Source organism: Rhizobium sp. SU303, from assembly GCF_021052345.1.
Classification (GTDB): Bacteria; Pseudomonadota; Alphaproteobacteria; order Rhizobiales; family Rhizobiaceae; genus Rhizobium; species Rhizobium laguerreae.
The window spans coordinates 4645957-4668034 of sequence record NZ_CP088095.1; the positions used below are offsets into that span (position 1 = coordinate 4645957).

The window sequence follows — 22078 nt, forward strand, 5'->3', positions numbered from 1 at the left end:
GCTTACGCAAACGTCCGCAATCGCCGGATCGTTTCCTCCGCCTCGCCGATCGCGTCGGGCGTACCGACCGTCAGCCAGTGGCCTTCGAGCACCATGCCGAAAAGCCGTCGGCGCGCGATCGCCCTGTCGAAATAGATATTGAGGTTGAAGGCATCCTTCGGTGCATCATCGAACAGTGACGGGTTCATGGCGATCGCACCGGCATAGACGACGGGGTTGGAAGGATCGTCTCGATAACGTGTCAGCCGGCCATCGGCCGCGAGACTGAAGTCGTTCTTGCCATTGTGACCCGTCGTATGCTCGATCCCAACGCAAAGCAGCGCCATATCCATGCGTTCGGCATCGAAGAACCCGGCTAAGCGTTCCAGGTTTGTCGGCCGCCCCTGCTGTTCGCCGATCCAGAACAGATCGGCGTTCATGACGAAGATATCGTCGCGGCCAAGCAGTCTCAGCCCCTTCGCCAGTCCGCCGCCGGAATTCATCAGTGCGTCCCGTTCGTCTGATATGACGATATCGAGGCCGTGATAATTCCCGAGATGTTCGAGCATCTGGTCGGCGTGGTGGTGAATGTTGACAACGGCGCGTTCGATGCCGGCCGCCACCAGCGAATCCAGAGCGTAGTCGATCATCGGCTTGCCGTCGATCTTCACCAGCGGCTTCGGGATCTTGTCGGTGATCGGGCGCATGCGGGTTCCGAGACCCGCGGCCAGTACCATGGCTTGTCTGATGGTCATTCTGATCCGGAACTTATGATTCGCTCTGGCCTATTCCAGCCCTTGCGCACCAATCGCGCAAGGGGGCAAGCGTTTCATGCTCGAGCGCGACGTTCAGATAGGAAAGCGTGCGCGGCATATGTTTCAGATAGCCCGGCTTGCCGTCGCGCTGCAACAGGCGCACCCAGAGGCCGGCAAGCTTGCAGTTGCGCTGCGCAGACATGATTGCCCAGGCTTTCATAAATCCGGCTTCGTCGAAACCGCCTTGCGCGCGGCGAAGCGTCAGATAATCGTCCATCAGCTGCCGAAAGAGATCCGGCTCGATCGTTACGCGCGCATCCTGGACGATCGAGGCAAGGTCATAAGCCGTGGGGCCGATCATCGCGTCCTGGAAGTCGATGAGGCCGATCTTGCGAATACCGCTTTCATGTTCGCGCCAGATGATGTTCGGCGAATGGAAGTCGCGCAGCAGCAGGTTCTTCTCGGCCGTTGCGAGCTCGTCGATGAGCGCATCCCAGATCGCCAGATAATCCGCGCGTTCGGCTTCCGTTGCGGGTGCGCCCTGACGCTTCCAGGGCAGGTGCCAGTCGAGCACCAGCCGCACCTCCATCTTCATCGCCGTGCGGTCGAAATCAGGAATATGGTGGATATGGCCCTTTCCAACGGGGATGTCCCGCTGAAATTTCAGGGCGTGCAGCCTGGCCAGGCAGGCAACGCTTTCGCGATAGCGTTCGATAACCGGCTGTCCGTGGGCATCCAGCACGCCTTCGCTGCCGAGATCTTCGATCAGCAGGATACCCTTGTTATAATCCACCTTGTAGACTTCGGGCGCCGCAAAACCGTCCTTGCGCAGCGTATCGGCGATCGCCACGAAGGGATAAGCGTTTTCGGCAAGATGCGCGACTTTGGGATAGGGTTTGCCGTCGAGAACTGGCGGGCCTTCAGCAAGCGGCGGCCAGTCCATCAGGATGATGCGTCGGTTCCCGGCTTGCGGATAGATCGCCTCATAGGCGCGCAGCGAGGCATCACCGGTCAGGAATCGGCGTTTCGCTGCGGGGTAACCGGCGGTATCGAGGAAATCGCGGATCGCCAGGACGCGGCGGATGCGTGTATTTTGCGCGCCGGCGGCTTCGATTGTTGCCCGGCGGCCGCTGCCTTCATGCGCTAGCGTCAGCGCGATGCGCTGCGCGGGCAGTTCGCTCTGCGCCATCTCAGGCCATTCGACGAGACAGATACCGTTCTGCAAGGCCTCGTCGAAGCCAAGCTCCGTCAGTTCGGCCGGATCACCGAGCCGGTAGAGATCGAAATGCGAAACCGCGATGCGCAGATCGTAGGATTGCACCAGCGTGAAGGTCGGGCTCGGGACCTCGAGCCCCTCGTCATCGGCCATGGCGCGCAGGATCGCGCGGGCGAGCGAGGATTTCCCCGCGCCGAGATCGCCGGAAAGGGCAAGGCAATCGCCGGCCTTCAGGGCCAGCGCCAGGTCTTCACCGAGGCGGATGGTGGCCGCCTCGTCTTTCAGGAAAAGCGAGATCGCATCACTGGTCGTCATTCGGCGGCGGCGGAATGCGGTACATCGACCGAGGGGATACGGCAGACGACGGTCGTGCCCTTGCCCGGCTCGCTGTCGATCGTCACATCGCCATGATGCAGACTGACGAAGCTGTCGACGATCGAGAGGCCGAGGCCGGCGCCGCCGCGTTTGCCGCTTTTCGCTCCCGTGGCAAAACGGTCGAAGACGGTCGCGATCATGTCAGGTGAGATGCCGGGGCCGCGATCGCTGACGGAGAAAACGAAATCCGTGCCTTCGCGGTGGCATTCCAGCGAGATCGACGTGCCCTCGGGCGAGAAATTCGCCGCATTGGACAGAAGCTTCAGAAGGATCTGTTTCAGCCGCTGCGGATCGGCAACGATCGAGCCGAGATAGGCGGGCGCGGTAATTTCAAGCGCCACGCCGCTTTCGTGGAGGCGATCGGCGATCTGCATCGAGACGTCGTCGAGCAGATCGTTGAGATCGATATCCGCATAATTGAGGCGCATAATGCCGGCATCGACGGTCGCAAGGTCGAGAATATCGTTGACGAGCGTCAACAGAACCGAGGACGAGGTCGAGATGTGGTCGATATATTCGGCCTGCCGTTCGGTAAGCGGCCCGACGCCCGGCGTGCGCAGGAGATCGGTGAAGCCGATGATGTTGGTCAGTGGCGAACGCAGTTCATAGGAAACGTGCTGGACGAAGTCGTTCTTCAGCTCGTCGGCCTTGCGCAGTGCTTCGTTCTTCTCGGTCAGCGCGCGCTCGGCACGCACGCTGTCCGTCATGTTGACGAAGGTCAGCATGGTCTGCGCGTTCGGCAGCGGAATGACGGCATAGTCGAGCACGAGGCCGGAGAAGAGCTCCAGCGTTCCCTGGCCCGAGCGGCGTTCGTCGTCGAAGCTGGTGATCAGTTCCGCGAAGGTCTTCCAGCCGTCCGGCCGGTCATAGGACGGCGCGCAGGCCTCGCCCAGCGCACGGATATGGGTGCCGGGCTTGGCTTCGGTTTCGGTGATCCCCCAGAGCGCACGGAAGGCCGGGTTGGAAAGTCGGATGCGTCCATCAGGACCGAAAACCGCCACCCCTTCGGAAAGGTGGTCGATCGTTTCGCCCTGCACCTTGACCAGCGTGTTGTAGCGCGTTTCGAGATCGACCTGCTCGGTCAGATTTTCGAACACCCAGGTGGCGCCGCCCTGCGGATGAGCGGTGGCGAAGACCCGCAACGTCTGTCCGTTGGGCAGGTGCCAAAGATCCGTTTGCGTGTCGAGCGCGCGATAAACGGAAAGCGCGGCTTCCTTCCAGCTTTTCCAGTTGAGTTGGTCCGGCAACTTCTTGGCTGCGCGCAGCCGCTCGAGCAACTCGCTATTGTCCGGCCGGCCTTCGAGGAAGGCGATATCCAGTTCCCAGAGCGCGACGAAGGCCTGATTGTAGAATTGCAGCCGCCGCTCGCCGTCGAAGATGGCAACCGGCGTGGCGAGATGGTCGAGCGTTTCGGCATGGCTCTTCAGCGTCCGTTCCAGCTCGGCGCGCACTGCCTCTATGTCGGATACATCGATCGCGATGCCAGCCGAACCGCCGGGAACCCTGACGTCGACGACGTCGAAGAATGTCCGATTGCCGCGCACGACGGTCGAGATCTTGTCGTGGAAGGGCGATTCCGGCGTCGTCGTGGCACGAATTCGTTCGCGCGCGACGGTCGTCAGCATCTCGCGGCCTTCATTGATCGCCTGCTGCGGCGATCGCGCTTCGACCGCCTCGCCATAAGCCTGGTTGACCCAGGTCAGGCGGCCCACCGGATCGCGCTGCCAGGCCGGCATGTCGATCGCGTCGAGCATGGTCTGGAAGGCAGAGATCGAGGTCATCAGCCGGTCGCGCTCGATCCTGAGCTCTGCGAGCTCGGCGCGCAGATTGTTGAGCGCCACGAAACGGACGAACGCGCGCCCGCCGGAAACCCGGCCCTGCGCCTCGAGGATTTCGTCGCGGATGGTTTCGACCACCATGTCGAAGCTCTGCGCCTCGTCGCGCAACCGGTCAATCGCCTTTTCCAGCTCGGAAGCCGAACGTGACTTCAGCCACAGGCCGAAGGCCAGGAATTCGCCGTCCTGCGGCGCGCCGGTCTCGGGCGGAAGCTGGCCGAGCAGTTCGGGGCGCGCATTGCCGTCCCAGATGACGATCCGCCGGTTCTTGTCGGCGATCAGAGCCTGGTATTGCGAAATGCGCTGCTGGGCATCGGAGAGCGCCGAGCGGATTTCCCGGCTCTCGTTTTCCAGATTGCCGCGCTGACGCACCAGCCACAGCGTCGACAGCAGCGCTGCCGATATGACGCCGATGACGACGGAAACACCGATCACCTGCGAGGATGTGAAGAGGTGAGCCGAGGCCGCCGCCTGCTGCTCCGCCTGTGCCAGAGCCGGCCGCGCCAGCGCGGCAAGCGCCGTGCCGGCGGCGCAGCTTTTCAGGAAGCGCGCCAGTGGTCCGTGCTCTTGCTTTGCGGCCTCGTGTGCCGTTGCAGATTTATATCCTCGGCCTGCCATGAGCGGGCGGCGATCGGCGCGAACGCCATCATCCGCCTGACCGGGCAGGCTGCTTCTTATTTCCGACATCCGCGGTATGTCTCCGTCCTTCAATGTGCCGCATTACGACAAGACATCCCATTTTCGCAGCGGTCGGACAGGGTCCGGCGCCACGAATCAAGTCTTAAAACAATACTTCGGAAGGGAATCTGCGGGAAGGGAGCGTCCAAAAAATAAGCCGCGGCATTTGTCAATGCCGCGGCTTCTACATCTTGTGGATATTAACGATCAAATCAATATCTGTAGTGGTCGGACTTGAACGGGCCCTTCGGCGAGACGCCGATATAGGCAGCCTGTTCCTCAGAAAGCTCAGTCAGCTTCACGCCGAGCTTGTCGAGATGCAGGCGTGCGACCTTCTCGTCGAGATGCTTCGGCAGGATATAGACCTGGTTGGAATACTGGTCGGGCTTGGTGAAGAGCTCGATCTGCGCCAGCGTCTGGTTGGTGAACGAAGCCGACATCACGAAGGACGGATGGCCGGTGGCGTTGCCGAGGTTGAGCAGACGGCCCTCCGAAAGAAGGATGATGCGGTTGCCCTTGGGAAATTCGATCAGGTCGACCTGCGGCTTTACGTTGGTCCACTTGAGATTGCGCAATGCAGCGACTTCGATCTCGTTGTCGAAGTGACCGATGTTGCCGACGATCGCCATATCCTTCATCGTCCGCATATGGTCGATGCGGATGACGTCCTTGTTGCCGGTGGTGGTGATGAAGATATCGGCCGAGGAAACGACGTCCTCGAGCAGAACGACTTCATAACCGTCCATCGCAGCCTGCAATGCGCAGATCGGATCGGCTTCGGTCACCTTGACGCGGGCGCCGGCGCCGGAGAGCGAAGCGGCAGAACCCTTGCCGACGTCGCCGTATCCGCAGACGACGGCAACCTTGCCGGCCATCATGACGTCGGTGCCGCGACGGATGCCGTCGACCAGCGATTCCTTGCAGCCATACTTGTTGTCGAATTTCGACTTGGTGACCGAGTCGTTGACGTTGATCGCCGGGAAGGGCAGCAGGCCCTTCTGGCTGAGCTGGTAAAGGCGGTTGACGCCGGTCGTCGTTTCCTCGGTGACGCCCTTGATCGCGTCGCGCTGCTTGGTGAACCAGCCAGGCGAAGCGGCAAGGCGCTTCTTGATCTGGGCGAAGAGGATTTCCTCTTCTTCGGAATGCGGATGAGACAGCACGTCCTCGCCGGCTTCTGCGCGGGCGCCAAGCAGGATGTACATGGTGGCGTCGCCGCCGTCATCGAGGATCATGTTGGAAAGGCCGCCATCGGCCCACTGGAAGATCTTGTCGGTGTAGACCCAGTAATCCTCGAGCGATTCGCCCTTGATGGCGAAGACAGGTACGCCGGAAGCGGCGATCGCGGCAGCGGCATGATCCTGCGTCGAGAAGATGTTGCACGAGGCCCAGCGGACTTCGGCGCCGAGCGCGACCAGCGTTTCGATGAGCACGGCCGTCTGGATAGTCATGTGCAGCGAGCCGGTGATGCGCGCGCCCTTCAGCGGCTTTGTCTGGCCGAATTCGGTGCGGCAGGACATCAGCCCCGGCATTTCGGTTTCGGCGATCGTAATTTCCTTGCGGCCGAAATCCGCAAGCCCGATATCGGCGACGACATAATCTTTTTCAGTGCTCATAGAGGCCTCCAGGCTGAAAAACGTCTCAAAATTGGCGCAGGCGCGAAGATAACCCACGTGCAAGCGCACGGCATGTCCGCCGTTTAGCAGGCTTCGCCGGTGATGGCAATAAGGATATAAAGAAGTCTTTATATGTTTATATGAACGCGATCGGAGCTCACATCTCCTCGCCGAACCTGTTCTGGATCAGCTGGTCCAGCGCCTCCAGCGCTTCCTCGGCCTGGCTTCCGCTCGCCGAAACGACGACGCTCGAACCGGGGCTTGCCGCAAGCATCATCAGGCCCATGATGGAGGTTCCGCCGACCGTCATTCCATCCTTGGAAACGGTAATGGCGGCATCGAAGGTCTCGACCATCTGCACGAATTTGGCGGAAGCGCGCGCATGAAGACCGCGCTTGTTGATGATAAGGAGTTCCCGGGAGAGCGATGTCATGAATGCCCGTTATTTTCCGCTGAGCACACGGCTCGCGACATTGATATATTTCCGCCCGGCTTCGGAGGCTTCCACCAGTGCCTTCTCCATGTTGTTCTCGCCGCGCACCCCGGCAAGCTTGATCAACATCGGCAGGTTGACGCCGGCAATGACCTCGGTATGGCCGCTGCTCATGACTGATATGGCGAGATTGGACGGTGTGCCGCCGAACATGTCGGTCAGAATGACGACGCCGTGGCCATCATCGGCACCGGAAACGGCTTCCAGAATGTCCTGCCGTCTCTGGTCCATGTCGTCTTCGGGGCCAATACAGACCGTCTCGATGAATTTCTGAGGACCGACGACGTGCTCGACAGCATGACGAAACTCTTCAGCCAGCTTGCCATGAGTGACAAGCACAAGTCCGATCATGATATTACTGCTCCCATATACGCAAACGGTGGCCCCAATATCGCAATGCAGCAATTACGTCCACCGGTGGGGGCACATCTTGGCTATGAAAAGCCGAAGTGCAAGATAAAAATGCGAATATATAAGGCAGATTGACCAATCCGGAAGGCCTCAGCGCCCGATATCCGGCACTTTCGCCATCAGGATCGCAAGGGGTGAGGAAACGTCTGTGAGCAACCGCAATGCGGGAAGCGAAAAACCGGCGGCAAGGCTCACCACTTCGCCCTCGGGAGGCACCCGGTTTTCACCGGTGGCGCTGCCCGGAAGCACGGCATAATGCATGGTCGCCTTGGGAATATGGTCCTGACGAACGATCCCGGTGCCGCGAAGTTCGATCAGCCCGGTGATTGACGGCGGGCACGTGGCGATCACCGCGCCGGCCTCTGCTGAGAGAAGAACTTGATCGTCCGCGACCAGCGCCGTGAAAAGCCCGAGCCGGCGCGCCTCGGTCATGCAGGTGAAGGCCAGCATCGATTTTCCCCAGCCGGAGGGGCCGCTGAACAGCAGCCCGGTCTTGCCGACGACGATCGCCGTCGCATGGACGTTGAAACCTGCCTCGGTCATGCTGCGGCGCCGATTGGCAACGAGAGGATGAAGCGCGCGCCGAGTATATGCCCGCTCTCGGCATCGGTGATGTTTTCGGCTCTCAGCGAACCGCCATGCGCTTCGGCGATCTGGCGGCTGATCGAAAGGCCGAGCCCCGAATTCTGGCCGAAGCCTTCCGCCTCCGGCCGGTCCGTATAGAAGCGCTCGAAGATACGGTCGATATTTTCCGCCTGGATGCCGGGGCCGTTGTCTTCGATCGTGGTGACGCAGCGCGAGCGTGTCCGCACCAGCCGCACAGTAATCTTGCCGCCCTTTTCCGGCACGAAAGAGCGGGCATTCTCGATCAGGTTGGCGATGATCTGGCCGATGCGTAGATCGTGGCCGTTGACGACGAAGCGGGTCTTGACGTTCGGCTTGCGTTCGATCGCATATTCGATTTCCACCTGCTTCTTGGTGCTCCTGACCTGACGCGAAACCTCGATGAGGTCGCGCAGCAGCACCTCCATGTCGACGGAGCCGGCATCGACGCGTGCGAGTTCGGCGTCGAGACGGGAGGCGTCGGAAATATCGCTGATCAGCCGGTCGAGGCGGCGGACATCGTGCTGGATGACGTCCATCAGCCGCTTCTTGGAATCGTCGGATTTGGCAAGCGGCAGCGTTTCGACGGCGCTGCGCAGCGAGGTCAGCGGGTTCTTGAGCTCGTGGCTGACATCGGCCGCGAAACTCTCGATCGCATCGATGCGGTCGTAGAGCGCCGTCGTCATCTCGCGCAATGCGATGGAAAGGTTGCCGATTTCATCCTGGCGGGCAGAGAAGTCGGGAATTTCCTCACGCGTCTTGGCGCCGCGGCGGACGCGGATGGCCGCTGCCGAAAGACGGCGCAGCGGGTTAGCGATGGTCGACGACAGCACCAGCGAAAGCAGCACGTTGACGAGTGTCGCCACGCCGAAGACGCGCATGATGGCAAGCCGCTCGGCATGAACGATATTGTCGATGTCGCCCGCCTGTGTCGACAACAACAGCACGCCGAGCACGGCGCGGAAACGCTGGATCGGCACGGCGACGGAAACGATGAGCTCACCTTTTTCGGTGGTGCGCACGACTGCGCCGCGCACGCCGGTGAGCGCATTCATCACTTCGGGATAGATCGAGCCGTCGCCGCCCGGCGCCTCCTTATAGAGCGGTAGATTGCCGGGCTGTAACGCCTTGTTGAATAGGGTGGCGAACCACTCGCTCCAGGTCTGTTTCTCTTCCTCCACCGGCGGCAGGTCAAAGCGCAGCACCTGGCCGCGCGAATAGAGATGGCGCGAATCGAGCAGCAGGTTGGCATCGGCATCGAAGATGCGGGCGCGCGTGCGCGTCGGAGAGATCAGCCGGCGCAGAACCGGCGCGACCTTTTCGGGATCGATCGGGAATTCAAGATCCTCGTCGTTCGGCACCGGGGTGATGCTCTGGCCGGCCTGCAGCTCGAGCAGCTTCTGCGGATCGATGGTAATCGAGTTCGTATCGACCGACGCGGAGGCCGAAACGGCGCCGGCGATGATTTCGCCCTGCGTCAACAGGCTTTCGGCGCGGGCGTCGATCAATCCCTCGCGGAACTGGTTAAGATAGAGGATGCCGCCGACGAGCACCACCAGCGCGACGAGATTGAAGAACAGGATGCGCCGCGTCAGGCTCGAAAAGACGGCATTGCCGAAGATGCGGCGGATCAGCGTGAAGGGATGCGACCAACGGCGGCCTCGGACGCGACGGGTGCTCACGCCCTCCGCATCGTCGAGATCCCTTTCCTGCACCAACTGTGCCAATAACAGCCCTTTCGAAGGGCGGAGCCGGATGGACCGGCCCGCAGCCCTCAACATTTCTAACAGCGCCGCGCGTCTTTTCAGACGCGCAAAGGACGCTGTGACATTTTGAACTGCTGCATAATTTGATCCTTAAATCGATGCCGACTTAGGCGATTATGCAGGAGCGCGCTGCGCCGCTCGGGGCTCAGGCTGCTTCGCGGAAGCGGTATCCCACTCCGTAGAGTGTTTCAATCATATCAAAGTCGGTGTCGACCATCTTGAATTTCTTGCGCAGCCGCTTGATGTGGCTGTCGATGGTCCGGTCGTCGACATAGACCTGTTCGTCATAGGCTGCGTCCATCAGCGCGTCGCGGCTTTTGACGACGCCGGGGCGCTGCGCCAGCGAATGCAGGATCAGGAATTCGGTCACCGTCAGCGTCACGGCCTCGCCTTTCCAGGTGCAGGTATGGCGTTCCTGGTCCATGACCAGCTGCCCGCGCTCCAGCGAGCGGGCCTGCTGCACCGCACCGGTCTTCGGCGCGCCGCTGGGGCCGGTGCCGGCGGCGGCGGCTTCGCGGCTTGACGCGCGGCGCAGGACGGCGCGCACGCGTTCCACCAGCAGACGTTGCGAAAAAGGTTTGGTGATAAAATCATCGGCACCCATCTTCAGGCCGAAGAGTTCATCGATCTCCTCATCCTTGGAGGTGAGGAAGATGACGGGAATATCCGACTTCTGCCGCAGGCGGCGCAGCAGTTCCATGCCGTCCATGCGCGGCATCTTGATGTCGAAGATCGCCAGCTGCGGCGGTCGCGCCAGCAGGCCGTCGAGCGCCGAAGCACCGTCCGTATACGTCTCGACCTTATATCCTTCGGCCTCCAGTGCGATCGACACCGAGGTGAGGATGTTGCGGTCGTCATCAACGAGCGCGATTGTCGGCATGGTGTTGGTCTCCGTCATCAGTGCGCAATCTCCCGGATTTGCTCTCCCCAGGCGGTCTCAGTGACCGGATGCGCTTATGGAGGATAAAGGTGGAACAAATTGTGGCAAAGATAAAGGGGAAGATTGTCGTAAAATGCGCGAGCAATTTTAGGTAGTGCGTCCGAATCTTTAAACGCGATCTATTCAAACGATTTAAAATTAAGACGATAAATTTAAATCGATTAATTGTTTGATATCACTGCATTTTCTCAAGTTTTCCATCTTGTGTTTTAAAATTTCTACCCGTATTTTCGCGATTAGTTTTAATCGGCAACGAGCCTGAGTGAAGGGAACTAGCCATGGAAATGTTCGGAGTTCATAACCCGGCAATAGAGCTGGCAACGGGTGGATTGGGCGGCGCAGCAAGCGTTCGCTACAACTTTTCCGCCGCCGCGCTCTATGAAGAAGCGATCCGCCGGGGCGAAGCCGAACTGACCGCTCAGGGTGCGCTGCGGGCTCTCACCGGCCAGCACACGGGCCGTTCGCCGCGCGACAAGTTCGTCGTTCGCGATATCAATACCGATGGCGAAATCTGGTGGGACAATAACAAGCCGATCTCGCCGGAGCATTTCGCCGTGCTGCGCGACGATATGCTGGCGCATGCCGCGGGCAAGGAGCTTTTCGTCCAGGATCTCGTCGGCGGCGCCGAGGAAGGCCATGCCCTGCCGACCCGCGTCGTGACCGAATTCGCCTGGCATTCGCTGTTCATCCGCAATCTGCTGATCCGCCCCGACACCGCAGCGCTCTCGAGCTTCGTGCCGAAGCTGACAATCATCGATCTGCCGAGCTTCAAGGCCGATCCGGCGCGCCACGGCTGCCGTTCGGAAACGGTGATCGCCTGCGATCTCACCAACGGTCTCGTCCTCATCGGCGGCACTTCCTATGCCGGCGAAATGAAGAAGTCGGTCTTCACCGTGCTGAACTACCTGCTGCCGGCCAAGGGCGTGATGCCGATGCACTGCTCGGCCAATGTCGGCCCGGACGGTGACGCGGCGGTCTTCTTCGGCCTTTCCGGCACCGGCAAGACGACGCTTTCGGCCGATCCGGCCCGGACGCTGATCGGCGATGACGAACACGGCTGGAGCGAGAACGGCATCTTCAACTTCGAAGGCGGCTGCTATGCCAAGACTATCCGCCTTTCGGCCGAAGCCGAGCCGGAAATCTACGCGACGACGCAGCGCTTCGGCACGGTCCTGGAAAACGTCGTGCTGAACGAAAGCCGCGAGCCGGATTTCGACGACGGGTCGCTGACCGAGAACACCCGTTGCGCCTATCCGATGGACTTCATCCCGAATGCTTCGGAAACGGGCCGTGCCGGGCATCCGAAGACGATCATCATGCTGACCGCCGATGCCTTTGGCGTCATGCCGCCAATCGCCCGATTGACGCCTGATCAGGCGATGTATCACTTCCTCTCCGGCTACACCGCCAAGGTGGCTGGCACCGAAAAGGGTGTCGTCGAGCCGGAAGCGACCTTCTCCACCTGCTTCGGCGCTCCTTTCATGCCGCGGCATCCGGCCGAATATGGCAATCTGCTCAAGGAGTTGATCGGCCGTCATGGCGTCCAATGCTGGCTTGTCAATACTGGCTGGACCGGCGGCGCCTACGGCACCGGCAAGCGCATGCCGATCAAGGCGACGCGTGCGCTTCTCGCTGCCGCCCTGAGCGGCGAACTTGGACAGGCGGAATTCCGTGCTGACACGAACTTCGGCTTCGCCGTGCCGGTCTCCGTCGACGGCGTCGATGGCGGCATTCTCGATCCGCGCTCGACCTGGGCCGACAAGGCAGCCTATGACGCGCAGGCTGAAAAGCTGGTCTCGATGTTCATCGCGAACTTCGCCAAGTTCGAAAATCATGTCGACGGCGGCGTCCGTGATGCGGCCCCCGGCGTAAAGGTCGCTGCCGAATAAGCAGATCAAACCTCTGACTCACGTGAAACCCGGCATCGCAAGATCGCCGGGTTTTCCATGTCACAGTCGATATTTTCAATTCGCCGCCGATGTGAGATAGAACGCCGCATGGCCAGCGACGCGCTCTATATCGATGACAGGATCACCATCGCGGGATGGGAGCTGACGGAACAGTTCGTTCTGGCGGGCGGTCCCGGCGGGCAGAATGTCAACAAGGTCTCGACCGCGGTTCAGCTGTTCTTCAACATCGCGAATTCACCGTCCCTCAATGATCGCGTCAAAACCAATGCGATCAAGCTCGCCGGCCGGCGTTTGTCGAAGGATGGCGTGCTGATGATCGAGGCCAGCCGGTTTCGCAGCCAGGACCGCAACCGCGAGGATGCGCGTGACCGGCTGAAGGAACTGATCCTCGAGGCCGCCAAGCCGCCGCCGCCGCCGCGCAAGAAGACCAGGCCGACCAAGGGTTCGGTCGAACGCCGCCTGAAGGAAAAATCCGGTCGCTCGGAAGTCAAGAAAATGCGCGGCCGCCCCGGCGGCAGTGGCGAGTGACATGCCGGAGCTCTTGAACGGCATCCGCCATCTCCCCGGTTATCTCGACCGAGCGCGTCAGGAGGCATTGGTCGAGGTGATCCGCACCGTCGTCGCCGAAGCGCCGCTTTATGTGCCCGCCATGCCCGACACCGGCAAGCCGATGTCCGTGCGCATGACCAATTGTGGGCCGCTCGGCTGGGTGACAGACAAAGAGTGCGGCTATCGCTACCAGCCGACACACCCGGCAACCGGCAGACCCTGGCCTGATATGCCGCAGCAATTGCTCGATATCTGGAATGACGTTTCGGGTTACGACAAGCCGCCGGAAGCCTGCCTCGTCAATTTCTACTCCGACGAAGCGCGCATGGGCTTGCATCAGGACAAGGACGAACAGGATCTCAAAGCCCCGGTCGTTTCGATCTCGCTCGGCAACAGCTGCCTCTTTCGCGTCGGCGGTCTCAGCCGCAATGATCGCACGCTATCTTTCAAGCTTTCGAGCGGTGACCTGGTCGTGCTGGGCGGCGAGGGGAGGCTTTGTTTCCACGGCGTCGACCGTATCCATCCGGCGACATCGACGCTGCTGAAGAATGGCGGCCGCATCAATCTGACGCTCCGCCGCGTCAATCCCTGACTAGAGCAATTCCAGCAAAAGTGCGCAGCGGTTTTGCGTCCGGAATTGCGTAAAAACAAAGCGATAGAGCGTTTCCGTGATTCGGAGAAAAACGGAAAGGCTCTAACGACCGTCGCTATAGTTTTCGCAGCGCGACCTGTTCGATCAGGTGATCCTTGCCCTTTTTCAGGATGAGATCGGCGCGTGGACGCGTCGGTAGAATGTTCTGCCGCAGGTTCTTCAGGTTGATGTTTGCCCAGAGATCCTCGGCGATTTCGAGCGCTTCCGCGTCGCTGATCGAGGCATAGCGATGGAAATAGGAATTCGGATCGCGGAAGGCGGTCTCGCGCAGCCGCATGAAGCGCGTGACATACCAGTTGTGGATCTCGTCTTCGGCGGCATCGATATAGATCGAGAAGTCGAAGAAGTCGGAGACCATCGGCACGATCTTGCCGCCGGCCGGCAGGTCGCGCGATTGCAGCACATTGATGCCCTCGAAGATCAGGATGTCGGGCCGGTCGACGATCTTGTATTCGTCCGGCAGCACGTCATAGACGAGGTGCGAATAGCTGGGCGCCTTCACATCCGGCCGCCCGGCCTTGATCGCCGAGAGGAAGCGCAGGATCGCACCCGTGTCGTAGCTTTCCGGAAAGCCCTTGCGCTGCATCAGCTTTTCCCGCTGCAGCACGGCGTTCGGATGCAGGAAGCCGTCGGTGGTGACGAGATCGACCTTCGGGCTGGAAGGCCAACGCCCCAGGAGCTCCTTGAGGATACGGGCGGTGGTCGATTTTCCGACAGCGACCGAGCCGGCGATGCCGATGACGAAGGGTGTCTTCGTCACATCAGACAGGCTGAGGAAGCGGTTGCGCTGTTCAAACAGCATCTGCGAGGATTCGACATGTGCTGACAGCAGCCGCGACAGCGACAGATAGATGCGCCGGACCTCGTCGAGATCGATCGGATCGCCCATCGAACGCAGCCGTTTGACCTCGTCGCTCGCCAGCGTCAACGGCGTGTCGGCGCGGAATTTCGCCCATTGTTCGGAAGAGAAGAAGTGGTAGGGCGAATAGGATTCAGACTGGAAATGATCCAACGTTTCCGGCACCCCGATAATCTCAGTCGCGATACTCATGAACTCTGCCGGCTGGCCTTTTCCTTGAGGCCGGACTGCGCGGTTCTGCGCTCGAGCTCGGCCATGACATTCTCTAACGGTATTTCAGCAATCTTCAATACGACCAATAGGTGATAGAGCACATCGGCGGCCTCATAGGTCAGATTGTCGCGGTCGCCGGTCACCGCCGCCATCACGGCTTCAATCGCCTCTTCGCCGAGCTTCTTTGCCGCTTTCGGCTGACCGGCGGCCACGAGCTTGGCCGTCCAGGATTGCTCGGGCGAGGCTTTCGATCGCTCTGCGACGATGCTTTCGAGATCGGAAAGGGAAAATCCGCTCATAGGTCCGCTTTCAAGGTTCAGTCGAGACGCATGTCGATGCCGCACTTCGACATATAGTGCTTCGCCTCGCTGACGGAATAGGTTCCGAAGTGGAAGATCGACGCGGCGAGAACGGCATTGGCATGACCCTCCTTCACCCCGGCGACGAGATCGTCGAGATCGCCGACGCCGCCGGACGCGATGACGGGCACACGCACCGCATCGGCGATCGCCCGCGTCAGCTCCAGATCGTAGCCGACCTTGGTGCCGTCGCGGTCCATCGAGGTGACCAGCAGCTCGCCGGCGCCGCGCGCCACCATCTTCTCCGCGAATTCGACGGCATCGATGCCGGTCGCGTTGCGGCCACCATGGGTGTAGATCTCCCAGGCGCTGAGATTGTCGCCGCCGACCGCCTGCGTGCGCCGGCGCTTGGCGTCGATCGAAACGACGATGCACTGGTCGCCGAACTTGTCGGCCGCCTCGGTGACGAAGTCGGGATTGCTGACCGCTGCCGAATTGATCGAGACCTTGTCGGCACCGCACAGCAACAGCTTGCGGATATCGGCGATGGTGCGCACCCCGCCGCCGACCGTCAGCGGCATGAAGCATTGGTCGGCGGTGCGCGATACGACATCGAAGATCGTCTCGCGATTGTCCGAGGAAGCGGTTATGTCGAGGAAGCAGAGTTCGTCGGCGCCGGCCGCATCATAAGCCTTCGCGGCTTCGACGGGATCGCCGGCATCGACGAGATTGAGAAAGTTGACGCCCTTGACGACACGCCCGTCCTTGACGTCGAGGCAGGGGATAACACGGGCCTTGAGAGTCATTTACACGGTCTCCTTGGTCCGGGCCGCCTTGATCAGCGCCAGCGCTTCCTTGGGATCGATACGGCCATCATAAAGCGCACGACCTGAAATCGCCCCTTCCAGCTTTCGCGCATCGGGCTCCAGCATGCGCCTGACATCGTCGAGAGAGGCAAGGCCGCCCGAGGCGATGACGGGAATGGAAACGGCGTCGGCAAGTTCCAGCGTCGAAGTCCAATTGATGCCGGCCAGGATGCCGTCACGGTCGATATCGGTGTAGATGATCGCGGCGACGCCGGCGCCCTCGAATTTCTTGGCGAGCTCGATGATACCGAGTTCGGAGGCTTCCGCCCAACCCTCGACGGCCACCTTGCCGCCCTTGGCATCGATGCCGACGGCGACATGACCAGGAAATTTCCGGCAGGCCTCGATGACCAACGCCGGATTTCTGACCGCGACGGTGCCGAGAATGACGCGCCGCAGCCCGCGCGACAGCCAGGCCTCGATATGATCGAGCGTGCGAATGCCGCCGCCGAGCTGCACGGGATTGTCCGTTGCCTTCAAGATCGCTTCGACGGCATCGCCATTGGCTGAATGTCCCGCAAAGGCGCCGTCGAGATCGACCACATGCAGCCATTCGAAACCCTGATCTTCGAAGGATCTCGCCTGGGCGGCCGGATCGGTGTTGTAGACCGTCGCCTGCTGCATGTCGCCGAGCTTCAGGCGGACGCATTGGCCGCCTTTCAGGTCGATCGCGGGAAAAAGGATCATGTCGTCTTACGTCCGTAGAGTGGTCGGTACCATCAGCGCATTCCACGCATCTACGATATCCGATCGGAAAAAGACAGCGGCAATGGCAGCCGCGCCGAAAAGCAAAAGGAGGAGCAGGGTGACGGCAAAGCCGGCCCGGACCTGACGCCAGAAGCCCAGGCGCCTCTTGATCGATTTCTCGATGTTTCGCACCTGGCGCAACGCATCGCTGTTGACGGCGGTCAGCCGGATCTGCGGCTCCATTGCCTCGACATAGGTTTCGGCATAACTCGAAAGGATCTGCGAGGCGCGGTCGCGTAGCGTGTTGCGCAGGTCGGTCGAGAGATAATTGCTGTTGACGGCGGCAAGCTCGGCCTCATCGGGCGAACGGCCGGCATTTCGCTTGCGATGGCTGAGAACGAAATCGCGCTTTTGCCGCTCGTAGAGTGCGTAGGCGAGCAGGCCGATCAGATCGTCCTCACCTTCGATATAGAATTCCAGCACGGCCTCGGCGATATCGCCGGCGCTGACCCCGTTTTGCCGCCGGCTCGAACCGTCGTTTGCGGGGAAAGAGTCATGGATCATCGGTCCAGCCTTTCTTTCAGCGCCTTGGCTGCATTGGAAAGCGCCTTCCTGTGGATGGCTTCATCGACACGGCGGATGACCGTGCCGCCGGGAAGCTTGATATCAGAAAAGGGGGGCAAGCCTTCCCTGGAGGGCCGCAACGTGTAGAACACCTTGCCTGATTTCCGTGAAGCCGGCATCGAGCGCACTCCTGTTCCGCCGTTTCCATACTAGAACAGGATGATTTTAGGCCGGGTCGGCCTAAAATCTGAATCCTGTTCTACATTATACAGTCAGAGCATGATGTCGTCCGAAAACCGCTCACACTGTTCGGCATCATGCTCTAGGGAAATAAGGCGGCTGTATTAAAAGCCAGCCCTTGGAAAAATTCCAGCAAAACCGTGTAGCGTTTTGCTTCGGGATTGCGTGAACAATGCTTGACGGGTTCGGGCTCTACGGGTTCCAGCGCAGAAAATTGGCGATCAGGGCCAGACCGAGCTTCTGGCTCTTTTCCGGGTGAAACTGTGCTCCGACCATGTTGTCGCGCCCGACGAAAGCGGTCATCGGACCGCCATAGTCGGCCGTCGCAATAACATCCTCGGCGTTTTCGGCGGCAAGATGGTAGGAATGCACAAAATAGGCGTGCAGTCCCTGCGACCCCGTCGGAATTCCTTCGAAGAGCGGATGTTCGCGCTTCAGGTCGAGCGTGTTCCAGCCGATCTGCGGGATCTTGAGGGCCGGATCATCCGGCGTCATCTCGACGACGTTACCGGGAATCCAGTTAAAACCGTGCGTCACTGTCTTCTCGAGGCCGCGCGAGGACATGAGCTGCATGCCGACGCAGATGCCGAGGAACGGCCGCGCCTTCTTCTCGACAGCCTCGATCAGCACCTCGGCCATATCAGGCACGGCATCGAGGCCGCGCCGGCAATCGGCATAGGCGCCGACACCGGGAAGCACGATACGATCGGCCGAGGCAACATCCTCCGCCCTATCGGTAAGATCGATATGGGCATCGATGCCAGCTTCGTGGGCGGCACGCTCGAAAGCCTTGGTCGCCGAGCGCAGGTTACCGGAGCCATAGTCGATAATCGCGACGCGCATCGTCAGCGTCCTCCATCAAAACCAAAGAGACCAAGCGATGTTGCATCGCCGTGCGGGCCGTTCGGACCGGCTTTGTTCTGCCAGTCTGGCGCCGCGGCGTCGTCACTAACTGCGATAGCCGCCCTGTCCGAAAAATAGACCTGCTCGGCAATGCCGATCGTATCGGCCGCAATGAATGCGTCTTCGTTCCAGCCCTTCGCAGCAAGGTTGCGGACACGGAAATTCTGGCCCTCGAGACCGACCAGCATATTCACGCCCAACAGGATTGCCGCTCCCGCCGGCCCGAGGCCGGGTTCGTCCATCAGCGCACCACCAATCCCCTGCAGCAGAAAGGCCGCGGCCGCATGCAGCCAAAGTCGATGCGCCAGCAGCCAAACCCATGGAAATAGGAAGCCGAGCAGCGTGAAGCCGTCACGGATGGTTCGCGTCTCATCGGCCGTGGCGCTCGTGCTACCGGGCGGTGTCAGGAAGATATAGCTGGATGTCATTGCCGCCGCTCCCTTGAAGGGCTCAGACGAGCGTGCCCTTGGTCGAGGGAACACGGCCCGCCTGTCTCGGATCGATCTCTGTCGCCGTGCGCAACGCGCGGGCAACGGCCTTGAAGCATGTCTCGGCAATATGGTGATTGTTGGCGCCATAGTGGTTGAGAATATGCAAGGTGATGCCGGCATTCTGGGCGAGCGCATGGAAGAATTCGCGAACGAGCTCGGTGTCGAAAGTGCCGATCTTCGGCGCACTGAAGGCGACATTCCAGACGAGGAACGGCCGGCCGGAAAGATCGACCGCAGCCTTGGTCATCGTCTCGTCCATGGCGAGATCGATCGACGCGTAGCGGGTGATCCCGCGCCGGTCGCCGAGCGCCTTGGAGATCGCCTGGCCGATGGCGATGCCGGTATCTTCGACCGTATGATGGTCGTCGATATGCAGGTCGCCCTTGGCATCGATCTCCATGTCGATGAGGGAATGTCGCGAAAGCTGGTCGAGCATATGGTCGAAGAAGCCGACGCCCGTCGAGATCGTCGATTTTCCGGTGCCGTCGAGATTGACGGAAACGGAAATCGAGGTTTCGTTGGTCTTGCGGGAAACGCTGCCGGTGCGGCTTGCTGCGGTCTCGGCCATATGGCCCTCCATCGGGAATAAGGCCGTTCCTTATCAGGCGCATCGGGAAATATCCAGGAGCCGGGCAAGAGAAAAGCCGGCCCATTTGCAATCGGCGCCAGTCCACTTACATAGGGCTCAACAGGGCCGGCATGCGGCCCGGCAGACAGGTGTTTTATGACAACAATCATTACAGTTCGAAAAGGCGGCAAGGTGGTGATGGCAGGCGATGGCCAGGTGAGCCTCGGCCAGACCGTCATGAAGGGCAATGCCCGCAAGGTGCGCCGCATCGGCAAGGGCGAAGTCGTCGCCGGTTTCGCCGGCGCCACCGCCGATGCCTTTACCCTGCTCGAAAGGCTTGAAAAGAAGCTTGAGCAATATCCCGGTCAATTGATGCGCGCCGCCGTCGAGCTCGCCAAGGACTGGCGCACCGACAAATACCTGCGCAATCTCGAAGCCATGATGCTCGTCGCCGACAAGTCGATCACGCTGGCGATCACCGGCAATGGCGACGTTTTGGAACCGGAGCATGGCACGACGGCGATCGGTTCCGGCGGCAATTTTGCCCTCGCCGCCGCTCTCGCACTCATGGATACCGACAAATCGGCCGAGGAGATCGCCCGCCGCGCCCTCGATATCGCCGCCGACATCTGCGTCTACACGAACCACAATGTGGTGGTGGAATCGCTGGATGCCGAAGGCTGAGCCCTATGCCTTCCGGCCGCTTGCCGCGACTGACCTGCCACTCCTCGCCAAATGGCTGGAAAGCCGGCATGTCAGGCGCTGGTGGGGCGATCCGACCAAGGCGCTGGCTTCGATGGAAAAGCATGTCGATGCGGCCTCCGTCTCGTGCTTCATCGTCACGCTGAATGGAAAGGACTTTGCCTTTATCCAGGCGGCCGATCTCGACGACGAGGACGATGAAGCGCTCGCCGGTCAGCCGAAGGGCACCTACGGCATCGACCAGTTCATCGGCATCGAGGAACTCGCGGGCAAAGGTCACGGACCGGCCTTTATGATAGGGTTCTGCGATATGCTCTTTGCAAAGGGCGCGCAGCGGATCCTCGTCGATCCGCATCCTGACAATGCATTCGCAATCAGAGCCTATACCAAGGCGGGCTTTCAAGGACTTGGCGAAACAACGACTAATTGCGGCCGGGCACTGTTGATGGCCCTGGACCGCCAGGAGAATGATACGCAATGACCACTTTTTCCCCCCGCGAGATCGTTTCCGAGCTCGATCGCTATATCATCGGCCAGCATGACGCCAAGCGCGCCGTTGCGATTGCGCTGCGCAACCGCTGGCGCCGCCAGCAGCTCGACCCGAGCCTGCGCGACGAAGTCATGCCGAAGAACATCCTGATGATCGGCCCGACCGGCGTCGGCAAGACGGAAATCTCCCGCCGCCTGGCAAAGCTCGCCGGCGCGCCCTTCATCAAGGTGGAAGCCACAAAGTTCACCGAAGTCGGCTATGTCGGCCGCGACGTCGAGCAGATCATCCGCGATCTGGTCGAGGTCGGCATCGGCCTGGTGCGCGAGAAGAAGCGGGCCGAAGTGCAGGCCAAGGCGCATGTGAGCGCCGAGGAGCGTGTTCTCGATGCGCTGGTCGGTACCACGGCATCGCCTGCAACGCGCGAAAACTTCCGCAAGAAGCTGAGGGACGGCGAACTCGACGACAAGGAAATCGATATCGAGGTGGCCGACGCCGGTTCCGGCATGGGAGGTTTCGAGATTCCCGGCATGCCGGGCGCCAATATCGGCGTGCTGAACCTGTCGGAAATGTTCGGCAAGGCGATGGGCGGCCGCACCAAGAAGGTCCGCACCACAGTCAAGGCCTCGTATAGTGACCTGATCCGCGACGAATCCGACAAGCTGATCGACAACGAAGTGATCCAGCGCGAAGCCGTTCGCTCCACCGAGAATGACGGTATCGTCTTCCTTGACGAAATCGACAAGATCGCCGCCCGCGACGGCGGAATGGGCGCCGGCGTTTCGCGCGAAGGCGTTCAGCGCGACCTCTTGCCACTCGTCGAAGGCACGACGGTTTCGACCAAATACGGGCCTGTGAAGACGGACCATATCCTGTTCATCGCGTCCGGCGCCTTCCATGTCTCCAAGCCCTCGGATCTTCTGCCGGAATTGCAGGGCCGCCTGCCGATCCGCGTCGAATTGCGTCCGCTGAACAAGGATGATTTCCGCCGGATCCTGACCGAGACGGAAGCAAGCCTTATCCGCCAGTACCGCGCGCTGATGGAGACGGAAAGCCTGAGCCTCGCATTCACCGACGACGCAATCGACGCGCTTGCCGATGTCGCCGTGCACCTGAACTCCTCCGTCGAAAACATCGGCGCACGCCGCCTGCAGACGGTGATGGAGCGGGTGCTCGACGATATTTCCTACAACGCACCGGATCGGGGCGGGACGGCCGTGACGATCGATGCCGCCTATGTGCGCGAACATGTCGGCGATCTCGCACAGAATACTGATCTCTCGCGCTTCATTCTGTGATATCGGCGCACCGCTTCATGTCTTTCCCGGCATGAATGGCGGATTGTGACGAACGCGTCTCTCGACAACGGGCCTTTTACTTTCTAGTGAAGGCCCGTTTTGTTTCCGCTCGGCTTTATTCGGCCA

General features: G+C 60.8%; 24 protein-coding genes. 6 read left to right on the plus strand and 18 right to left on the minus strand.

The window, feature by feature from the left end; all coding sequences use genetic code 11:
* Window positions 1-2 precede the first annotated feature (2 nt).
* The 9 genes from RlegSU303_RS22765 to RlegSU303_RS22805 all read right to left on the minus strand — a co-directional run bounded on the left by RlegSU303_RS22765 (window position 3) and on the right by RlegSU303_RS22805 (window position 10604).
* Window positions 3-734 carry a nucleotidyltransferase family protein gene (locus RlegSU303_RS22765; protein WP_131620098.1) on the minus strand — a complete coding sequence of 244 codons (732 nt, stop codon included), beginning with the start codon at window positions 732-734 and terminating at the stop codon, window positions 3-5.
* Between the two features lie 13 nt (window positions 735-747).
* Complete coding sequence (gene tsaE / locus RlegSU303_RS22770) at window positions 748-2265, minus strand: tRNA (adenosine(37)-N6)-threonylcarbamoyltransferase complex ATPase subunit type 1 TsaE (RefSeq protein ID WP_131719629.1); 1518 nt, start codon at window positions 2263-2265, stop codon at window positions 748-750.
* Window positions 2262-4847, minus strand: coding sequence for a sensor histidine kinase (locus RlegSU303_RS22775; RefSeq protein WP_017962650.1), 2586 nt, complete (start codon window positions 4845-4847; stop codon window positions 2262-2264). The genes tsaE and RlegSU303_RS22775 overlap by 4 nt, the downstream gene beginning before the upstream one ends.
* Before the next feature lie 203 nt (window positions 4848-5050).
* The gene (gene ahcY / locus RlegSU303_RS22780) at window positions 5051-6451 is read right to left on the minus strand and encodes an adenosylhomocysteinase (protein WP_131719630.1); all 1401 of its coding nucleotides are present in this window, start codon (window positions 6449-6451) and stop codon (window positions 5051-5053) included.
* A gap of 157 nt (window positions 6452-6608) precedes the next feature.
* A complete protein-coding gene (locus RlegSU303_RS22785) occupies window positions 6609-6884 on the minus strand; it encodes an HPr family phosphocarrier protein (RefSeq protein WP_003544133.1) in 276 nt (91 codons plus the stop codon).
* A gap of 9 nt (window positions 6885-6893) precedes the next feature.
* Window positions 6894-7295, minus strand: coding sequence for a PTS sugar transporter subunit IIA (locus RlegSU303_RS22790; RefSeq protein ID WP_003544139.1), 402 nt, complete (start codon window positions 7293-7295; stop codon window positions 6894-6896).
* A 150-nt stretch (window positions 7296-7445) separates the two neighbouring features.
* Entirely contained in the window at window positions 7446-7898 is a 453-nt protein-coding gene (locus RlegSU303_RS22795) for an HPr kinase/phosphorylase (protein ID WP_131719631.1), read from the minus strand.
* Window positions 7895-9685 carry a sensor histidine kinase gene (locus RlegSU303_RS22800; protein WP_027667952.1) on the minus strand — a complete coding sequence of 597 codons (1791 nt, stop codon included), beginning with the start codon at window positions 9683-9685 and terminating at the stop codon, window positions 7895-7897. The genes RlegSU303_RS22795 and RlegSU303_RS22800 overlap by 4 nt, the downstream gene beginning before the upstream one ends.
* 184 nt (window positions 9686-9869) lie before the next feature.
* On the minus strand, window positions 9870-10604 hold the full coding sequence (locus RlegSU303_RS22805) for a response regulator transcription factor (protein WP_198293334.1): 735 nt from the start codon (window positions 10602-10604) through the stop codon (window positions 9870-9872).
* 338 nt (window positions 10605-10942) lie between these two features.
* Between RlegSU303_RS22805 and RlegSU303_RS22810 the strand changes: the two genes are divergently transcribed.
* The 3 genes from RlegSU303_RS22810 to RlegSU303_RS22820 all read left to right on the plus strand — a co-directional run bounded on the left by RlegSU303_RS22810 (window position 10943) and on the right by RlegSU303_RS22820 (window position 13715).
* Window positions 10943-12553, plus strand: coding sequence for a phosphoenolpyruvate carboxykinase (locus RlegSU303_RS22810; RefSeq protein WP_131719632.1), 1611 nt, complete (start codon window positions 10943-10945; stop codon window positions 12551-12553).
* A gap of 108 nt (window positions 12554-12661) precedes the next feature.
* A complete protein-coding gene (gene arfB / locus RlegSU303_RS22815; RefSeq protein WP_017962656.1) occupies window positions 12662-13102 on the plus strand; it encodes an alternative ribosome rescue aminoacyl-tRNA hydrolase ArfB in 441 nt (146 codons plus the stop codon).
* Window position 13103: 1 nt separating this feature from the next.
* On the plus strand, window positions 13104-13715 hold the full coding sequence (locus tag RlegSU303_RS22820) for an alpha-ketoglutarate-dependent dioxygenase AlkB family protein (protein WP_131708565.1): 612 nt from the start codon (window positions 13104-13106) through the stop codon (window positions 13713-13715).
* 115 nt (window positions 13716-13830) lie between these two features.
* On the opposite strand, the gene coaA is transcribed toward RlegSU303_RS22820, so the two are convergent.
* The 9 genes from coaA to hisB all read right to left on the minus strand — a co-directional run bounded on the left by coaA (window position 13831) and on the right by hisB (window position 19465).
* On the minus strand, window positions 13831-14826 hold the full coding sequence (coaA, locus tag RlegSU303_RS22825) for a type I pantothenate kinase (protein ID WP_017962658.1): 996 nt from the start codon (window positions 14824-14826) through the stop codon (window positions 13831-13833).
* Window positions 14823-15146 (minus strand): phosphoribosyl-ATP diphosphatase, encoded by a 324-nt coding sequence (locus RlegSU303_RS22830; RefSeq protein ID WP_017962659.1) that lies wholly within the window; start codon window positions 15144-15146, stop codon window positions 14823-14825. The genes coaA and RlegSU303_RS22830 overlap by 4 nt, the downstream gene beginning before the upstream one ends.
* A gap of 17 nt (window positions 15147-15163) precedes the next feature.
* Window positions 15164-15952, minus strand: a complete 789-nt coding sequence (hisF, locus tag RlegSU303_RS22835) for an imidazole glycerol phosphate synthase subunit HisF (protein WP_017962660.1) — start codon at window positions 15950-15952, stop codon at window positions 15164-15166.
* Window positions 15953-16699 (minus strand): 1-(5-phosphoribosyl)-5-[(5-phosphoribosylamino)methylideneamino]imidazole-4-carboxamide isomerase, encoded by a 747-nt coding sequence (gene hisA, locus RlegSU303_RS22840; protein WP_062939989.1) that lies wholly within the window; start codon window positions 16697-16699, stop codon window positions 15953-15955. It lies immediately after the preceding gene.
* A 6-nt stretch (window positions 16700-16705) separates the two neighbouring features.
* Complete coding sequence (locus tag RlegSU303_RS22845; RefSeq protein ID WP_017962662.1) at window positions 16706-17263, minus strand: hypothetical protein; 558 nt, start codon at window positions 17261-17263, stop codon at window positions 16706-16708.
* Window positions 17260-17442, minus strand: a complete 183-nt coding sequence (locus tag RlegSU303_RS22850; protein ID WP_003544173.1) for a hypothetical protein — start codon at window positions 17440-17442, stop codon at window positions 17260-17262. Before RlegSU303_RS22850 ends, RlegSU303_RS22845 begins: the two co-directional genes overlap by 4 nt.
* Before the next feature lie 253 nt (window positions 17443-17695).
* Entirely contained in the window at window positions 17696-18346 is a 651-nt protein-coding gene (hisH, locus tag RlegSU303_RS22855) for an imidazole glycerol phosphate synthase subunit HisH (protein WP_131719633.1), read from the minus strand.
* A 2-nt stretch (window positions 18347-18348) separates the two neighbouring features.
* On the minus strand, window positions 18349-18834 hold the full coding sequence (locus RlegSU303_RS22860; protein WP_017962664.1) for a DUF2628 domain-containing protein: 486 nt from the start codon (window positions 18832-18834) through the stop codon (window positions 18349-18351).
* 22 nt (window positions 18835-18856) lie between these two features.
* The gene (gene hisB, locus RlegSU303_RS22865) at window positions 18857-19465 is read right to left on the minus strand and encodes an imidazoleglycerol-phosphate dehydratase HisB (RefSeq protein ID WP_003544176.1); all 609 of its coding nucleotides are present in this window, start codon (window positions 19463-19465) and stop codon (window positions 18857-18859) included.
* A 156-nt stretch (window positions 19466-19621) separates the two neighbouring features.
* Between hisB and hslV the strand changes: the two genes are divergently transcribed.
* From hslV to hslU, 3 genes are read left to right on the plus strand one after another with little or no spacing between them, the layout of a single operon-like run.
* Window positions 19622-20149 (plus strand): ATP-dependent protease subunit HslV, encoded by a 528-nt coding sequence (gene hslV / locus RlegSU303_RS22870; RefSeq protein ID WP_017962666.1) that lies wholly within the window; start codon window positions 19622-19624, stop codon window positions 20147-20149.
* Complete coding sequence (locus RlegSU303_RS22875; protein ID WP_131719634.1) at window positions 20136-20648, plus strand: GNAT family N-acetyltransferase; 513 nt, start codon at window positions 20136-20138, stop codon at window positions 20646-20648. Before hslV ends, RlegSU303_RS22875 begins: the two co-directional genes overlap by 14 nt.
* Window positions 20645-21952 carry an ATP-dependent protease ATPase subunit HslU gene (hslU, locus tag RlegSU303_RS22880; RefSeq protein WP_131719635.1) on the plus strand — a complete coding sequence of 436 codons (1308 nt, stop codon included), beginning with the start codon at window positions 20645-20647 and terminating at the stop codon, window positions 21950-21952. The genes RlegSU303_RS22875 and hslU overlap by 4 nt, the downstream gene beginning before the upstream one ends.
* The last annotated feature ends 126 nt before the right edge of the window (window positions 21953-22078 follow it).

Bases quoted from the DNA above. Each gene is read 5' to 3' on its own strand.
- RlegSU303_RS22765 (WP_131620098.1), bottom strand. From the start codon at position 734: ATGACCATCAGACAAGCCATGGTACTGGCCGCGGGTCTCGGAACCCGC.
- tsaE (WP_131719629.1), bottom strand. From the start codon at position 2,265: ATGACGACCAGTGATGCGATCTCGCTTTTCCTGAAAGACGAGGCGGCC.
- RlegSU303_RS22775 (WP_017962650.1), bottom strand. From the start codon at position 4,847: ATGTCGGAAATAAGAAGCAGCCTGCCCGGTCAGGCGGATGATGGCGTT.
- ahcY (WP_131719630.1), bottom strand. From the start codon at position 6,451: ATGAGCACTGAAAAAGATTATGTCGTCGCCGATATCGGGCTTGCGGAT.
- RlegSU303_RS22785 (WP_003544133.1), bottom strand. From the start codon at position 6,884: ATGACATCGCTCTCCCGGGAACTCCTTATCATCAACAAGCGCGGTCTT.
- RlegSU303_RS22790 (WP_003544139.1), bottom strand. From the start codon at position 7,295: ATGATCGGACTTGTGCTTGTCACTCATGGCAAGCTGGCTGAAGAGTTT.
- RlegSU303_RS22795 (WP_131719631.1), bottom strand. From the start codon at position 7,898: ATGACCGAGGCAGGTTTCAACGTCCATGCGACGGCGATCGTCGTCGGC.
- RlegSU303_RS22805 (WP_198293334.1), bottom strand. From the start codon at position 10,604: ATGCCGACAATCGCGCTCGTTGATGACGACCGCAACATCCTCACCTCG.
- RlegSU303_RS22810 (WP_131719632.1), top strand. From the start codon at position 10,943: ATGGAAATGTTCGGAGTTCATAACCCGGCAATAGAGCTGGCAACGGGT.
- arfB (WP_017962656.1), top strand. From the start codon at position 12,662: ATGGCCAGCGACGCGCTCTATATCGATGACAGGATCACCATCGCGGGA.
- RlegSU303_RS22820 (WP_131708565.1), top strand. From the start codon at position 13,104: ATGCCGGAGCTCTTGAACGGCATCCGCCATCTCCCCGGTTATCTCGAC.
- coaA (WP_017962658.1), bottom strand. From the start codon at position 14,826: ATGAGTATCGCGACTGAGATTATCGGGGTGCCGGAAACGTTGGATCAT.
- RlegSU303_RS22830 (WP_017962659.1), bottom strand. From the start codon at position 15,146: ATGAGCGGATTTTCCCTTTCCGATCTCGAAAGCATCGTCGCAGAGCGA.
- hisF (WP_017962660.1), bottom strand. From the start codon at position 15,952: ATGACTCTCAAGGCCCGTGTTATCCCCTGCCTCGACGTCAAGGACGGG.
- hisA (WP_062939989.1), bottom strand. From the start codon at position 16,699: ATGATCCTTTTTCCCGCGATCGACCTGAAAGGCGGCCAATGCGTCCGC.
- RlegSU303_RS22845 (WP_017962662.1), bottom strand. From the start codon at position 17,263: ATGATCCATGACTCTTTCCCCGCAAACGACGGTTCGAGCCGGCGGCAA.
- RlegSU303_RS22850 (WP_003544173.1), bottom strand. From the start codon at position 17,442: ATGCCGGCTTCACGGAAATCAGGCAAGGTGTTCTACACGTTGCGGCCC.
- hisH (WP_131719633.1), bottom strand. From the start codon at position 18,346: ATGCGCGTCGCGATTATCGACTATGGCTCCGGTAACCTGCGCTCGGCG.
- RlegSU303_RS22860 (WP_017962664.1), bottom strand. From the start codon at position 18,834: ATGACATCCAGCTATATCTTCCTGACACCGCCCGGTAGCACGAGCGCC.
- hisB (WP_003544176.1), bottom strand. From the start codon at position 19,465: ATGGCCGAGACCGCAGCAAGCCGCACCGGCAGCGTTTCCCGCAAGACC.
- hslV (WP_017962666.1), top strand. From the start codon at position 19,622: ATGACAACAATCATTACAGTTCGAAAAGGCGGCAAGGTGGTGATGGCA.
- RlegSU303_RS22875 (WP_131719634.1), top strand. From the start codon at position 20,136: ATGCCGAAGGCTGAGCCCTATGCCTTCCGGCCGCTTGCCGCGACTGAC.
- hslU (WP_131719635.1), top strand. From the start codon at position 20,645: ATGACCACTTTTTCCCCCCGCGAGATCGTTTCCGAGCTCGATCGCTAT.